The sequence below is a fragment of the Arthrobacter stackebrandtii genome (genome assembly GCF_017876675.1).
GTDB lineage: Bacteria > Actinomycetota > Actinomycetes > Actinomycetales > Micrococcaceae > Specibacter > Specibacter stackebrandtii.
The window spans coordinates 3,476,938-3,491,383 of the sequence record NZ_JAGIOI010000001.1; the positions used below are offsets into that span (position 1 = coordinate 3,476,938).

The window sequence follows — 14,446 nt, forward strand, 5'->3', positions numbered from 1 at the left end:
CTCTCATGACCGCTGCCCATGGTGCCGTTCCTTGAGGTCCGTGTTGCCGTCGGGTTGCTTTCGATGACGTCCTGGCTGGTTACTTCTTGGCCGGGGGCATCAGGACGGTGTCGATGAGGTAGACGGTCGCGTTCGCCGTCTTGACCCCGCCACAGATGACCTTGGCATCGTTGACCATCATGTTGTCCCCGCTCCCGGTGACCTTCACGGTGGCGCCTTCAGCCGTGGCGTGCTCGCCGTCGATCTGGCTCGGTGAGAGCTGCCCGGGAACCACATGGTAGGTCAGGATGGAGGTCAGCATCTTCGAATCGGTCTTCAAACCGTCAATTGTGGCTGTCGGGATCTTGGCAAAGGCATCGTCAACGGGGGCGAAGACGGTGAACTCGCCCGAGTTCAGGGTGTCCACCAGGTTCACGTCCTTGTTCAGCTTCCCGGAAACGGCCGCCGTCAGCGTCTTCAGCAGCGGGTTGTTCGACGCCGCCGTGGCAACCGGATCTGCCGCCATGCCGCCCACCGATCCGGCACCGGACGGGACGGCTGCAGCATAGGCGGCGCAGCCCGGTCCGACCAGGTCCCCGGCAGCAGCCATCGGCGTTGTGGCCGCGGGGGCGGGGGTGGACATGGGGGCCTGCGAGGTTGTGGGAGAGGTGGTGGTGCCGCTGCAGGAGGTCAGCCCCAGGGCGGCAACGGCGAGCAGTCCCATGCCCAGGCTGAGACTCTTGCGGGTGGTGGACGTCTTGGTTGCATTCATGATGGTTCTCCATGCCTTGAAAACGGAGGGTTTCCGCTTGCTTCCCTGCCGCTGCCTTGGCTGGCGAGATGCCTGATGCTGCGGGGCGGTGCGGGCTGTCAGGTAGTACTTCGGAACATCACCGCCGCGGGATTGGGCTAATTCCGAGAATTTCAAATCCCGGCTTGGCCGTGGATGCTGACAGACTTGGGACACGCCTGAATGCGGGTAACCCGCCGACGCCTGTACTGTTGGGGTGCCGTTGGGCAAGGGGAGCTGAGCCCAAATAGGCCTAACTTGAACCGGCTACCAAGAGCCGCAGTTCTTTGGTCTAGTCGAAACTGTTTTGCCATCCCCATTCCGCCAATTTCGGGGCCGCGGGTGTGGGGTGGCTGGTATGCGGTTTGTCTGTCGGTGGCCCAGTCAGAGAGGAATCCTTCGCGGACGAGATGGTCGGTGAGTTGGGCGAGACGGTACTCTGGGTCTGCTTCAAGAGCGCGTTGGAAGCATTGGTAAGCCTTGCTGCCGTGGCCTTCCCACCACTGGATGATGCCCAAGCTCGTCAGTACGGGTGCGGCGTCACTACCGTCCGTACGCAAGTGCAGCTGAAACAGCACGTCGGAGGCACGGTCGACGCGCTGCCAATGTGGGCTCTGTTTGGTTTGTCCCAGGAGCAGATCCTGCATGCTTTCGTCGATGCCGGGAATGTCGGCAAGGAGCCGGTCGCGGACAGTGATGAATTTAAGGTTGGCGATAAGCTCGGCCGCCTCATCATCGGTAGGTTCGCCGCCGCCGTCGAGCATCTTGTCCCAAAGCACCCTTGCTCGGCTGATTGCAGCCTCCGGATTCATGGCTTCGATCCTGAAACAATGTCTCAGGACCTCGGTATTGAGGTTTGGTCGAGCCACGAGGGGTATACGGAATCCAGGGACGCATCGATGCTCGACCCGCGAAAGACAAGTTCCGCATTGAGCTGACTATTCATGACCTGATCCAACGGGTAAATCACTCCGGCAGGAGTGCCGATGTGCAAGTAGTTGGTGAATGTTGTTTCGCCAATGAGCCAGCCGTCCCGGACGATCACGCCCTGTTGGCTGAGCCAGCCGGTCAGTTCCTCCAATGCGCTCTCATGTTGACGCCGTTCATTCGAAGTCCAGGATGCGTGGGTGAAGATGCCGAACACGACGCCGGTGGCGTCACGGTCTGTGCCGACGTATCGCACTATCTGGTCGACGAATTGGTCCCTATCAGCACTGGGGGCGGGAAGATTAACCCTCAGTGTGGCGCCCATGCGGCGGTCGTCCAGGACGATGCAGACCAGGCTTTCCTGGGGCCAGAAACCCAGGGTGTGTCCCATGAGTGCGATGAAGTCGTCAGGGGTCTTGATACTGAGCTTTTCCATGATGCCTCCGCGTGCCGGTACCGCCGGCTGATGCCGACTGCACCTATTCATGGCTGGCGGCAACGAAACTACATGACCGCGAGCAGACGGTGGCTGTGTCAGTGTCCTTGGAGAAGTTGTTCGGCCTTGTTGACGAGGACGCGGTCGCGGGGGAGCAGCGTCATGCCTCGCTGCTGGCAGTCTCGGATCTCGATGACCCGGCGGTGGAGGTGTGCCGTTGTGTGGTTGGCGACCGGGTAGGGGCTTGGGGTTCGCTGGTTCCGCCGGAGTATGCGGTGAGGGTGGTGACGCCGAAGGGGTCGTAGTGGTAGGCGAAGGATTCGTAGGCTGCTGAGGGCACAGAACCGGCTGGACTGGCTCTTGCCAGCTTCGGAGGGCAGGGGCTGGTGCGCTGCGGGCGCGCCCTGCTCTATCGCTACGAGGAGGGTGACACGGGGACGCGGAACTTGGCGATCGTCGCGTTGACGGATGACGGATGCCGGTATCCGGGTCGATGAGGTTGCTGCGGTGGTCGGGCTGACGGCGACCTATGTCTCGATGCTGCGGGGCCGGGCCCGCGCCCAGGGCTCGGCCGGGTTGGTGCGCCGTCGCGCGCGCCCGCCCAAGCTTACCGACCGGCAGGTCGCGAAGGTGCGGGTGTGGGCCGGTGAAGGGATGACACAGCGGGCGATCACCGACAGGCTCGGGGTGGCCCAGTCGGGAATCAGCGACCTGCTCGCACGGCGGGGTCCGACACCGGTGCAGCAAGAACACCTGCCCGAACCCGGCATCACCGCCCCGGCCAGGAGAATGCAGTGCACGATACGGGTGCGGCCGGGGAGGCATCCATCCCCGGTGAGGAGCCCGCACCAGCTGCCGGCCGCGTTGGCCCGCATCGGCTCGGGCACGGCATTGTCCCGGTTTGCGGGGGCGATGCTACTGCATGCGATCCTGGACCGGGTCGGGATCGAGAGGATCTTCGCCACCCTGGCCGGCGCGACGCTATGACAACTTGGCGGAGCTCACCACCGCGGTGCTCGGCTTCGCCCTCGGCACGGGGACCATTGAATGGTTCAAGCACCTTCGCCCGGCCGAGCTCGGCCCGGTGGCCGGGGTTCAGATGGTCCTGGAGCTGGCGACCCTGCGCCCCCGCCTGACCGCCCTGGCCGATGGGTCCGACCCGCTAAAGGTGCAGCAGGCCTTGGCCCCCGGGATGCTCGCCTTCGACCCGGCCGACGGTCCGGTCTACTATGTCGATGACCACTTCGTGCCCTACGCCCGAGCGAAGCCGGTGGCGAAAGGCTGGAACACCAAGCGCCGCCACGCCGGCCCGGGCCGCGATGACACGGTCCTGGTCGATGCCCGGGCCGGGCGGTCGTCTTCGGCTCAGGGAACCGACGTCCGTGGCCTCCAACTTGCCCGGCGTGCTCACCCGGCTGCGGGAGGTGATCGGTGCGGGCGCGACGATCCTGCTCGGCTCTGACCGCCGCGGGGCCTTTCCCATCGCCTATGCTGCCTGCCGGGACGCCGGTGCCGACTGGATCAGCTGCCGCCGCGCCCCATTGGTCGAAACGACCGCCACCCCGGCAACCTCCACCACCGTGCGCAACGGCAAAGCGATCAGCGTCGAGCTCGCTGATGAGACCGTGGCGATCAAGGGCTACGGTGAGGCCTGACAACTGACATTGTTCGAACACGGCGTCCAGGTGCTGCAGGTCCTCACCAGCGAAACCAACGGCACCGGCGCGGACCTGCTGTGTTGGTTGCGGTCCCGCTGGCAGATCGAGAACATGTTCAAATACGCTGCCGAGCACAACGGCATCGACGCCCTCGCCGACTACGGAATGGACATCGCCGCCGAAACCCGCAAAGTCGCCAACCCCGCCCGCGTCGCGGCACGCAGTGCCGTCAAAACCGCTGAAACCTCGTTGGCTGATGCCGAACGGTCCCTTGCACAACTCCTGGCCAGCAACGGCACTCCGAAGCAGATGAATGCCGCCCTACCCGGCATCCACCGCACCATCGAAAAAGCCACTCAGGAAGTGACCGCTGCCAAGAAAGCCCTCAAGCCCATCCCCGCCAAGATCCCCGCGAACGCGTTGAACCCCGACGCGAAACTCGCCCGCCCCCACCCTCAACGGCGGAGCATGCAAATGGTGCTGCGGCTGCTGGCCTTCAACGCCGAAGCCTGGCTCGCCGACCGCCTCAACACCTACCTGAACGACCCGGACGAATACCGGGCCATCACCCGCCACCTGCTCCACCAAGGCGGATCCATCAATTACGGGGCCCGCCAGATCACCGTCACCCTTGACCGGCCCGACAGCCCCCGCATAGACCGCGCCTTCAACTACTCACCGAGGAACTCAACAACACACCCACCCGAATCCCCTGCGACCGACGCGCTCTGAAATACCAAGTCGCACAAGCTCAGACTTCAACAATTAACGAGTGCCTGCTCCAGGACGTCTGAGACTGACGATGGCAAGGCATCCTCTGGATTGCTCTGCCCACGGAATGGCAACCCTTGTCCGGGACCAGAAATCCGGCTCTTCAGATTTGAGGGTGTAGTTTTGGTCTGAATCCGCCGGATTCCAGCAATGCCCGGGCGACATAGTTGGTGAGATTGCGGAAGCCGAGGGCAGATCCGCGGAGGTGTTCCAAACGGCCATTGATCGCTTCAGTTGGGCCATTGGAGGTTCTTGGGTGGTCGAAGTATGCGAGGATGTCGGCTGCCCTGCGTTTGAGTGTTCCGCCCATCTTTTTCAACTCTTTCAGCGCGGCCGGAACGCCGGTACTGAGGGAGTCAATGAGTGCCTGCATGAGCTTCTTGCCCTGGACCGGGTCTTTCTCCCGGTAGGCGGAGATCATGCGTTGATATGCGCCCCATGTTGCTTCGACCTCGACATGCTTCTCGTCGGCGAAGAGGTCAATGATGCGTTGCTGTTGCTTCTCGGTCAGCAGCCCGTCCCCGGTATGTAGCGTCAGCCGGGCTTTGTAGAGTGGGTCTCCGGCCCGTCCACGGTGTCCGCACGTGTCCTGCTGTACCCGGCGCCGGCAGTCATCGAGCGCGTCCCCGGCAAGACGGACTACGTGGAACGGGTCCATGACCGCAACAGCTTCGGGGAGCTCTTCGGCGGTGGCACTTTTGAAGCCGGAGAACCCGTCCATGGCCACGACTTCCACCCCGTCCCGCCACTGCTGCGGGCGAGCCTGTAACCATGTAGCGAAGACCTGTTTGGAGCGGCCCTCGACCATGTCCAACAGCCGGGAAGGGCCCGTCTTGTCACGGGCCGGGGTGAGGTCGATGATGACGGTGACGTACTTGTCCCCGCGCCTGGTGTGGCGCCAGACATGCTCGTCAACACCGATGATCTTGACCCCGTCGAAGCGGGTGGGGTCATTGATCAGGACCCGTCGCCCTTCGGCCAACACGGCCTTGTTCGCGGTATTCCAAGACACGCCCAGCCCCTCGGCGACACGGGCAACAGTGAGGTGCTGACAAACAATGCCTTCAAGCGCCCACACCAGGCCGCGTCGGGAGAGCTTTGACCGTGGCTCAGCGGCTTCAGCGGTGTCTTGCCTCCAGACATGACCGCACTCGGTGCACTTGTAGCGGCGGATCCGCACGAGCAAAGTCGTTGGTCGCCAGCCGAAGGGTTCATGGCCGAGTTCCCGCGTCACGGTGTCCCTCGGAATACCTTGGCTCCCGCACTTGTGGCACCACTCGTCCGTAGAAGCCACCTGGCAGGCAATCACGGCACGATCCGGGGCAAGGAACTGTCCGGTCGCTTGCAAACCAAGGCCGTCAAGACGGCAGAAAGTAGTCAGGTCAGGGCATTGGAAGGTAGCGTTAAACACGAGGGCCTTGCTGTAGAAAACGAGATCTAGACAATCTGATTCTCTACCAAGGCCCTCACCTATCCCGAACCAACTTCCCCGCCCCGGCTCTCACGCGCACCAACCCCGACTACACCCTGCATTCGGAAGAGCCTGAAATTCTGCTGAATTAGATGAGTAAAAGATGACCTGGGCCGTTTTTGGCCTTAATCGCCCCTGACCTGCGGATCATATCCGCAGGTCAGGGCCACTTTTTGGTGCCCCGGGCGGGAATTGAACCCACGACCAAGAGAGTCTCCCCGTCAGGATTTTAGTGGGCCTGGATACTTGCCATAATCTGCGTGTTTCCGGGCAAATTCGACGTTTCCGAAGGCCCGGGCATGTCGTGACTTGCCGTAGTTTCTGGTCGAAAAGGGGGAGTAAAAGGGGAGTGGATGCTTTTCGCTCCCGGTACTCTTTTGGCTTGGGCGCCCAAGACCGAAATAACAGGCTTGCTGCAGCTTGCTATGGAGAAGCGTTTGCCCTCAACTTCTCTCACCATTTTACGCCTCAGGCGTGGATCCAGTGGATGCCCTTTCTTCGACATTGCGAAACGCCCGTCGAGGCTGCTCGCGGGCGATCTAGTGGTATTTGTTGGACCAGATTGGCGGTTCGCTACCGGATGGGAACAGTAGCCGGACTCACGGTTCGTGACCTTTTACCTTGTGGCTTAGGGTTTCTGGCGGCCGGACCAGAATTCCATCAGCAGCTTTTGTCCCTGTTGCTCTGATATTTTGGAGATCTCGTTCTGGCTGAGATTGAGTTGCTCGCGGAGGGCAGCCTGAAGCCAATCCGGCAGAGAAGACTCCTGTGTGGGTTCCGCGGCGGCTTCAACGGATTCATAGAGACGACCCATTTGGGTAATGACGTCCTTGAGCGGTTGGAGTTTGGGGTCATCGCCTATTCGTGCGACGCGGGCCTTGAGCTCCTCGTAGACTTCGCTGTCGGATCGGACGCCCACGGCCCATACTTCGGAGATATCAAGGACCGGCGTGCCGTCGGTGTCCTCGGTGACTCGCCAGACAATGCGCCAATGCCGGTCTCCCACCACCAGTTTGCGGAATCCGATCAAGGCGCCCAGCAGAGGCTCGCCGGCATTTGGCGACCGCTCCAGGAGCAGCATCTTCTTGAATACCGTACGGACAGCGTGGGGGTCTTTTTTGCCGAGTCGGTGAAGGTCGGCAACGGCATCCTCAGTGAGTCGAACCACGCAAACGCGCTTCAGATGCGAGGTCACGCTCGTCCTGCAGAGATGTCGGCAGCAATCTCAGCTTCCAGCTCAGCACGAGTGAAACCGAAGAATTCCATGGCCTGATCTAGGTCGGTGCGGACCCCAGAGTCGGTTGCGAAACGGGCCATGACGAGCGCCGCATCGCGAAGAGTGTCACGATCACGCCTCAGGCCGGCGATTTCCTCAGCGGAAACAACTTCGGCAACGACCCGGCCATGGCGGGACAGGGGAACATCGTTTCCGGCTTCAGCCGAAGCAACGAGCGAGGAAAGGCCGGCACGGGATGCTTCTGTGATGGTCATGGTGGTCATACGCAAACTATACAGATTTCTTTGTAGATTCTCAATGGGTCGCTTGCAACCGTAACTGGAGTGTGGTTAGCGTCGATCGGGAATGGCTTTCATTCGATGTGCAAGTTTGCCGAACTGACCGATGGATCACTGTGGACCACAACGGCTTTGACGTCTCGCATGGGCAACCTATATCGGTCATAATTCTTGAGCGCTGCTACGGTTTGGGCATGACTCACGACCCCGTCGATGACACCGTTCTCAATTTCGATGACACCCTGTTCGGGATTCGTCCAAACCCTAGCTACAGAGATTTGATGCGAATCGACAAGTTCGTTGAAGATCTGGGCTACCGGATGCCGATGCTGGACCGGGGCTACTCCCTCGAAGAGGTGAAAGAGAAGTTGCGCACAGAGGGTCCCAGCGCTTTCTTGAATCTGATGTGGGTTCAGGAAGATATTTCTCCGAAGGCACCGCCTAACGAGGCTTGGATGTTCGTGGCCAAGCGGCTGGCAAAGCTTGGTCCATCGAATGACTTGATCATTATTGACCCGTATCTGTTCCCGAAGACGCCTAGCCTGGGGGTAGAAGGTTACGCGAAATACCTTGCAGAGCTGATTTCACCTGTACTTACGCCGGTGGCAACAGTTACGTCCGTAGTCAATAAGGTGACGAGCGAGGACGTCATGAAAGCTGTGCAAGCAGAATTGGCCGTACTCAAGCCAGGTGTGTCGTGGTCGGTCAAAAAGACGGAACACTTCCATGACCGTTTCTGGATCACGGATCGGTCAAAGGGGGTCGTGGTGGGCGCATCCCTGAACGGCCTTGGCTCTCGTGTCTTCTTTATCGATGCCCTGAAGGCTGCCGACGTAGGGTCAGTTGTAGGTGAGCTCAGAGCTCTAGGACTCTAGGAATAAGCCTGCAGCAACCGTGGCCATCTTGCTGCACTCGTGTTGGAGGCCCAGCGTACGTGCCAGCAGTTGTCGCCATAGCCCAATGCTTCGCTGACCTGGATGCCGGTGAACATGAGCAGGCCAAACCGGGTTCCCTTGCGACCGACGATTCGGCCTAATACTACAGTCGCGTTTATTTTTGTCCGTGTCGGCGGTTTAATCGGACTTTGGCCCGGAATCCTGTTAATCATGATGGGTGAGCGATGATATTTGGGTGGCAGAGATACAGGAATGGGCTGATGGCCTGGAGGAAATCCGTGAGTTGATCGGGGATCAGTTTGCGCGTACTGAGCCGCGGAATAACGCGGTTAGTTACATTCGGGGGCTGCTTTCGGATGAGGAGCGGAAGAACTCTTGGACGCTGTCCGAGCGCGCTGGGCAGGGCACGCCGGATGGGATGCAGCGGCTACTCTCGACGACCGATTGGGACCCGGATAAGGTCCGTGATGCTTTGTTCGGCTACGTGAAAAAGCACCTCGGTGATCCAGAAGGCATTTTGGCGATTGATGAGACCGGTTTCCTGAAAAAGGGGACGGCTTCTGCCGGGGTGGCCCGCCAGTACTCGGGCACCGCCGGGAGGGTGGAAAACTGCCAGATCGGGGTGTTCCTGAGCTACGCTTCACCGGCGGGGCGCACGTTCCTGGATCGGGAGCTTTACCTGCCCAAGGCCTGGATCGAGGACGAGGCCCGGTGCAAGCGCGCTGGCATCCCGGAAGAGCGGGAAATGGCCACCAAGCCGGTGCTGGCCGGGGACATGATTGAACGTGCCCTGGACGCTGGAATCCAGGCCGAATGGACCACCGGGGACGCCGTCTACGGCCAACACACAGGGCTGCGCCGCCGACTCGAGGCCCGGGGCATGCACTACGTCATGGCGGTACCTATGAACCAACACGCCATCGCCCGGGCGCGTGGTTCAGTGGGCGGGGACGGCCGTGCCGATGAGCTCTTCGCTGCCCTAGACAGGCGTGCCTGGCGCACCCGAACCGCCGGGACCGGGACCAAGGGTGAACGGCTCTACGCCTGGGCCAGGATCCGCATTAACGGCCCTGCCGAAACCGGCGAGCATTGGCTGCTGGCCCGCCGCTCCCTGAAAGACCCGACCGACCTGGCGTACTTCATTTGCCACACCCCCGAGAACGTCACCTTGATCGAGCTGGCCCGAGTCGCCGGGGCCCGCTGGGCCATCGAGGAAACCTTCCAAACCTCCAAGGGCGAAACTGGACTCGATCACTACCAGGTGCGCCAATACACCGGCTGGTACAGGCACATCACCCTCTCCATGTTCGCCCACGCATTCCTGAGCGTCATCCGCTCTAAAAAGGGGGCCCGCACCCAGGCTCCGAGCACTTGGTAAGACTCTCCCTGCCAGAAATCAGGCACCTCATCACCCGCATCATCTGGCATCGGGAACCGGACCCACACCACGTGATCCGCTGGTCACTTTGGCGACGACGACACCAATACCGCGCCCAACAATGCCACTACAAAGCCCGCGGCCACACCCCACAAACGCGACTGTAGTACTAAGCTCGACAGGAGAATAGCCGCATATTCTGACCCAGCCCAGCCCAGCCCAGCCCAGCCCAGCCCGCTGCGCGCAAGGTGCAGTTAGTCCGTAGTAGAGGGCAGATCCAGCCGGAAATATCTAGCCTGCTCGCGAGCTGTGGATATTGGATCATCAGTCACACTGCTCTTACCTGACCCATAGACACCAGAAATCCCCCAAATACACCAAGTCACCGTCGACAACCAGCGTTTCAAGTGCGACCGCGGTTGATTTCATCGCGGCAGTCCCGCTGGTCGGCCCACGCATGGTTTTGACTCACGTGGTCATGAAGAGCTGTACGTCGCCCAGCACGCCCCATTATTCGACGGAGCGTGCCCTGTGCAGGCCAATTTCATGCGCCATCGCCACTTCCCGTTATGGCTCAGCCCTAGAGGTGAAACCTCTCGCACTGTTGAAGTTGAGATCATCTCTGCTGCTAGCGGTCATTCCTTGCCAGCGCGGGGTCTTGGGCTAGAGCTACCAGTCCTTCGGCGTAGTCTTGGGCCGCCAGGCACATGGCCTTCAGTCGGTTGTCCAGTGATCCCCAAGGCCGGCACGGGCGCCCAGTCGTTGGATGGGGTACTTGTTCGATTTCCAGTACGTCTAGGTCAAATTCGAAGTCCAGATCGAGTATCTCTGGAGTCAATTCCGATTGTCCAATCTTAGTAAAGGTGACTACGATGCTGTCGTCTTTGAGCGGTCCCGTGTTCACTATGAGGTCGCGGATGATTGTCTTGTCGTAGGTTCCTTTCACCTTTTCCGGCCACATCGCGAGTTCGTGCGGGACCCGGTGTCGGTCAATGCGCGCAAGATCGTGGAGGATCCGAAGACAGTTCCACTCGGGACTGTCGGCTTGGAAAGGTTGAATCCGGTGGAGGGACTCGATGAGATGCGGCGAAAGGTGTTTCAATCGTTTGGCATTGGCAGCCCATTCTTTGGGTGTGAGTGCAATTGGCCACTGGAGTTGCGTCCCATTTGGCGGTGGGTTCTCTCCCGAATCGATGATCGCCACAGCGTAGAGGCAGTTGTCCAATCCGGCGCGCAGGTTGTGTAATGCTTCGCCAAGGAGGATGGGCAGGTCGTCGGGTAAAGGCTCTTGTCGCTCAACTCGAATCTTCCCTAGGCCTTGCGAATCGATACTGACCTGAATTTTCGATGGTCGACGTTTAACGTAGTCATCCAAAACTACTGCAAATTCATTGATATTGTCGTGGGCGCGACGGATTCGTGCGCGCGCCATTGCAAGCTCACGTATTGCCTTCAAGAATCTCTCCTACTGGCTAGGTTCGATCGCTATGTCCACCTTTAGGAGGCGTGTATCCAACGCGCCCGAATATTATTTAGAGGCCGGGCTGGCGCCTCCAATTTCCTATGTTGGTGCTCATGGCACCGTCTCCGGACGGCTCCTGCCTGCTTAGCCGCTCTACTCCCGCGCTAGGACAGCGATCCATGATGATATTAGGCCAGACTGCGCCGTGACTTACTATCCTTCGTCATTGATTGGTGACGAGGGCAAACATAGTCCGGTGACGGAAGACCGTCTCTCCTGAGATCTGGAGGAGCCGGAGGAGGCCTTCTCCTCCGGACAACAGACCTTCGCCGTCCGGCGAGGCTCAAATCGTGGCACCACGACAGAACCTGTTGGCGCAAGCCAGTCGTAATACGTCACTCGGCGACCATAATATTACGAAAACTGGTCGCGTCGTCGATGATCTTGGGCGACCAGCCGGGTAGGTTGGGAAGAGGGTTAAGCCATGCTCCCAAAGGCGTTACGCAATACAAAAGGTTATGAGCTCAACTGTTCAGTGTCGGAGCAACGGGGACGGCGGATGCATAGAAGATCCGCGCTTGCAGCACGTACGGCAATCCCTAGCCAACGATGAAGTTCCTTGCTTGACTAATCGATTTTCTAGGCAAAGTATCTAGTTCGAAGGATATATACAATGGCCGTCAACGTAGGCGTAATTCACGAAGTCAGAATGAGTCGTGCCCGCCTGTATATACTAATTGATTCCTTCGAGCAAGATATGAGATTTGCGATCGAAGCCCATCTTTTAGATCACATGGACGAGGAGGCTGTTTTTACCTCGAAAGAGCTGGAAGCGATGAGGTCTAAGCAAGCTCAAGACGAGTCCGGTCAAGATGCAGGAATTGTGCACTACCTTGATTTGAGTCCTAGTTACGATATTTTACTCCGACACAAGGAACTGCTCCCAACCGACCTCGCTACAGATCTCAAACTGTCGGCTTCAATTATTTCTCAACTCGTTCCTATTCGACATAGAGTAATGCATGGACGGCCTCTGAATATTAATGACCAAGCGACAACTGTCACACTACTTTCTCCTTTTACGGGGCAATTTTGGACAAACACCCACTACATAATCAACAAACTGCGTCAAGATCCCAGCTGGGAGCCCGTATTCGAAAGAACATTGTCTCCCCAGGAGCGCACGCTCCATAACCTTCCAGAGGCAGACTACGATGAAACTTCATTCATCGGAAGAAAAGTTGAATCCGCATGGTTACTTGCTGCTCTTCGTAAGCGTCGCAATCCGATAATAACGATTACCGGCGAAGGTGGAATCGGCAAAACAGCTCTCACGCTCGATGTTGCTTACAGGCTCGTTGATAGCGACGAGAATCCATATGAAGCCATACTATGGGTATCTCTGAAAACAGAAAAGCTGACAGCCTCCGGAGTTGAACTCCTGAGAGATGCCGTTAGGGGAATTGATGACACCATTCAATACCTCGGGCAGACATTGACCAACGATTTCTCTGGAAGCGCTACGGAACTTGCCGATGCACTTGAAGGAATTGAGTGTCTGATAATTATTGATAATTTGGAATCCGCTAATGGCGATGAAATCGTACAACTTTACGATATTCTGCCAGACTCTGTAACTTTCCTTTTTACGAGTAGGGTAGGCATCGGACAGCTTGAGCGGCGATACGCATTGCCAGCTCTGAATGATTCTGAAGCGGTACTATTGCTCCGCAAGTTTGCATCCGCCCACGGTCAGCACAAACTTACCAAACTAAAACAGGCAGATGCGCTGGAGGTGGTTAATTCCCTTCGGTGCAGCCCATTAGCGATTAGATGGTACGTGCTCGCAGCAGCTTCAGGGGCCATCCCGACTGACGTTTTAAAAAATCAACAGGAGCTTCTCAATTTCTGTGTTCAAAACGTGCATGAAGGACTCTCTGAAAACTCCAAAGCTGTACTAAACGTCCTGCGAGCGTTAGATCGCAGGATTGGATTTGATGAATTTGCTGTGCTTACTGACCTGTCAATTGACGACCTTCGGATGGTAACTCAGGAACTTACGAGGGGTTCCTTAGTCTCAGTTGAATCGATTACGGCTGGCCAGCCTGGAAGCAAACTTGCATTGACGCCGACAGCAAGACTGTATCTGAAGAAACCTGACCACTCGGGCACCTTTATTGCGGAAGTTCTCCGTCGAGAGCGTCAATACAAAACGATGCTCGAAGCCAGCTTGTCGACTACCAAGTCCGTTGATCCCCGAATCATTAATCCGCGAAGCGAATCAGACAGCCCTGCAGTTTTCATGTTGCAACGCGCCCTCAAAATGGCCTATACGGGAAATGCGGAAAAGGCGGAAGAGTTGGTAGGCCGAGCACGCACTTTCAACCCAGATTTCTCAGAGGTGCATAGGGTCTCCGGTGATATCCAGTCTAGATTTGCAAGATACGAGTCCGCTGTTTCGGATTATCAAACCGCCCTATCCTTTGCATCGACGGACGCAGCTATTGTTATTGCAAGCTACCAGTTGGCCAGTGTATTCGGATATCGATTGCACATTGCCAACGTCGCTCTACCTCACGCCGAACGCGCATTCGAATTAGCTCCGAATCTAGACACAACTACTTTATATGGGAAGATATTGGTTTGGACCGGCGATTTTGAAGCAGGTCATCTGCGATTGCGGGAGGCCCTGAGTGGGGCCACAGGTCGTGATCGGTTGATGATCGGCACGGCGCTGGCCAATGCATATTCCCGCTGGGGTGAATCTTTCATGAAGACGCATTCATATGCCGATGCGTTCGCTAAATCTACCGAAGGCCTTCTTTCGGGATGGGAGCTAACCAATTACGGTAAAGCGGATCAGAAACTCTCCGCTGCTTTGGCTGAATGTTGCATTGTTGCCCTTCGAGCGCTCGAGCATGATTCGAGTTTGCACGGCGACACAACTGATGGACATCTTTCCAAAATTGCAAGTTTTCTTGTGCAGAGTTCGAAACTTATTCCGACAAAGAAGAGAGAGTTGATATTTGCAACGCTCAATAATGTCCTCATTGAAATGGATAACTCAACACCGGTCTATGCCGAACTTTATGCTGGATACTTGGCCGTCAATATGGGTAAATCCATCCCGGCGCCCTAGAGAGTTTTGCTCTCGGCAGGAGCG

At 58.2% G+C, this 14,446-nt stretch carries 13 protein-coding genes; 6 read left to right on the forward strand and 7 right to left on the reverse strand.

The features are described from left to right. Positions 1-79: 79 nt before the first annotated feature. The 3 genes from JOF48_RS15215 to JOF48_RS19915 all read right to left on the reverse strand — a co-directional run bounded on the left by JOF48_RS15215 (position 80) and on the right by JOF48_RS19915 (position 2,132). Positions 80-751 (reverse strand): fasciclin domain-containing protein, encoded by a 672-nt coding sequence (locus JOF48_RS15215; protein ID WP_245346568.1) that lies wholly within the window; start codon positions 749-751, stop codon positions 80-82. 152 nt (positions 752-903) lie between these two features. Beyond that, positions 904-1,581: a DUF4192 family protein gene (locus JOF48_RS19910; RefSeq protein WP_209681974.1), complete on the reverse strand. Its 678-nt coding sequence runs from the start codon at positions 1,579-1,581 to the stop codon at positions 904-906. A 23-nt stretch (positions 1,582-1,604) separates the two neighbouring features. Next, positions 1,605-2,132: a DUF4192 family protein gene (locus JOF48_RS19915; protein WP_209681976.1), complete on the reverse strand. Its 528-nt coding sequence runs from the start codon at positions 2,130-2,132 to the stop codon at positions 1,605-1,607. A gap of 468 nt (positions 2,133-2,600) precedes the next feature. Here JOF48_RS19915 and JOF48_RS15230 point away from each other — a divergent pair, with 468 nt between their 5' ends. The 3 genes from JOF48_RS15230 to JOF48_RS15240 all read left to right on the forward strand — a co-directional run bounded on the left by JOF48_RS15230 (position 2,601) and on the right by JOF48_RS15240 (position 4,522). Next, positions 2,601-3,119 (forward strand): COG3415 family protein, encoded by a 519-nt coding sequence (locus JOF48_RS15230; protein WP_209681977.1) that lies wholly within the window; start codon positions 2,601-2,603, stop codon positions 3,117-3,119. A gap of 395 nt (positions 3,120-3,514) precedes the next feature. After that, complete coding sequence (locus JOF48_RS15235; RefSeq protein ID WP_209681978.1) at positions 3,515-3,787, forward strand: hypothetical protein; 273 nt, start codon at positions 3,515-3,517, stop codon at positions 3,785-3,787. Positions 3,788-3,796: 9 nt separating this feature from the next. Continuing rightward, positions 3,797-4,522 carry a putative transposase gene (locus tag JOF48_RS15240; RefSeq protein WP_209681980.1) on the forward strand — a complete coding sequence of 242 codons (726 nt, stop codon included), beginning with the start codon at positions 3,797-3,799 and terminating at the stop codon, positions 4,520-4,522. Between the two features lie 142 nt (positions 4,523-4,664). Here the strand turns inward: JOF48_RS15240 and JOF48_RS15245 are convergent, their stop codons facing one another. The 3 genes from JOF48_RS15245 to JOF48_RS15255 all read right to left on the reverse strand — a co-directional run bounded on the left by JOF48_RS15245 (position 4,665) and on the right by JOF48_RS15255 (position 7,532). After that, on the reverse strand, positions 4,665-5,972 hold the full coding sequence (locus JOF48_RS15245) for an ISL3 family transposase (RefSeq protein ID WP_209681982.1): 1,308 nt from the start codon (positions 5,970-5,972) through the stop codon (positions 4,665-4,667). A gap of 688 nt (positions 5,973-6,660) precedes the next feature. Then, positions 6,661-7,227, reverse strand: coding sequence for a type II toxin-antitoxin system RelE family toxin (locus tag JOF48_RS15250; protein ID WP_209681983.1), 567 nt, complete (start codon positions 7,225-7,227; stop codon positions 6,661-6,663). Then, on the reverse strand, positions 7,224-7,532 hold the full coding sequence (locus JOF48_RS15255; protein ID WP_209681984.1) for a type II toxin-antitoxin system Phd/YefM family antitoxin: 309 nt from the start codon (positions 7,530-7,532) through the stop codon (positions 7,224-7,226). The genes JOF48_RS15250 and JOF48_RS15255 overlap by 4 nt, the downstream gene beginning before the upstream one ends. 209 nt (positions 7,533-7,741) lie before the next feature. Here JOF48_RS15255 and JOF48_RS15260 point away from each other — a divergent pair, with 209 nt between their 5' ends. Together JOF48_RS15260 and JOF48_RS15265 are read left to right on the forward strand one after the other, a co-directional pair. Further along, complete coding sequence (locus tag JOF48_RS15260; protein ID WP_209681986.1) at positions 7,742-8,422, forward strand: hypothetical protein; 681 nt, start codon at positions 7,742-7,744, stop codon at positions 8,420-8,422. Between the two features lie 256 nt (positions 8,423-8,678). Beyond that, complete coding sequence (locus JOF48_RS15265) at positions 8,679-9,821, forward strand: IS701 family transposase (protein WP_425353731.1); 1,143 nt, start codon at positions 8,679-8,681, stop codon at positions 9,819-9,821. A gap of 628 nt (positions 9,822-10,449) precedes the next feature. Here the strand turns inward: JOF48_RS15265 and JOF48_RS15270 are convergent. Continuing rightward, the gene (locus JOF48_RS15270) at positions 10,450-11,277 is read right to left on the reverse strand and encodes a hypothetical protein (RefSeq protein WP_209681987.1); all 828 of its coding nucleotides are present in this window, start codon (positions 11,275-11,277) and stop codon (positions 10,450-10,452) included. Positions 11,278-11,956: 679 nt separating this feature from the next. Between JOF48_RS15270 and JOF48_RS15275 the strand changes: the two genes are divergently transcribed. Then, on the forward strand, positions 11,957-14,422 hold the full coding sequence (locus JOF48_RS15275; RefSeq protein ID WP_209681989.1) for an NB-ARC domain-containing protein: 2,466 nt from the start codon (positions 11,957-11,959) through the stop codon (positions 14,420-14,422). Positions 14,423-14,446: the final 24 nt, after the last annotated feature.

Bases quoted from the DNA above. Each gene is read 5' to 3' on its own strand.
- JOF48_RS15215 (WP_245346568.1), bottom strand. From the start codon at position 751: ATGAATGCAACCAAGACGTCCACCACCCGCAAGAGTCTCAGCCTGGGC.
- JOF48_RS15275 (WP_209681989.1), top strand. From the start codon at position 11,957: ATGGCCGTCAACGTAGGCGTAATTCACGAAGTCAGAATGAGTCGTGCC.
- JOF48_RS15255 (WP_209681984.1), bottom strand. From the start codon at position 7,532: ATGACCACCATGACCATCACAGAAGCATCCCGTGCCGGCCTTTCCTCG.
- JOF48_RS19910 (WP_209681974.1), bottom strand. From the start codon at position 1,581: ATGAATCCGGAGGCTGCAATCAGCCGAGCAAGGGTGCTTTGGGACAAG.
- JOF48_RS19915 (WP_209681976.1), bottom strand. From the start codon at position 2,132: ATGGAAAAGCTCAGTATCAAGACCCCTGACGACTTCATCGCACTCATG.
- JOF48_RS15260 (WP_209681986.1), top strand. From the start codon at position 7,742: ATGACTCACGACCCCGTCGATGACACCGTTCTCAATTTCGATGACACC.
- JOF48_RS15230 (WP_209681977.1), top strand. From the start codon at position 2,601: ATGACGGATGCCGGTATCCGGGTCGATGAGGTTGCTGCGGTGGTCGGG.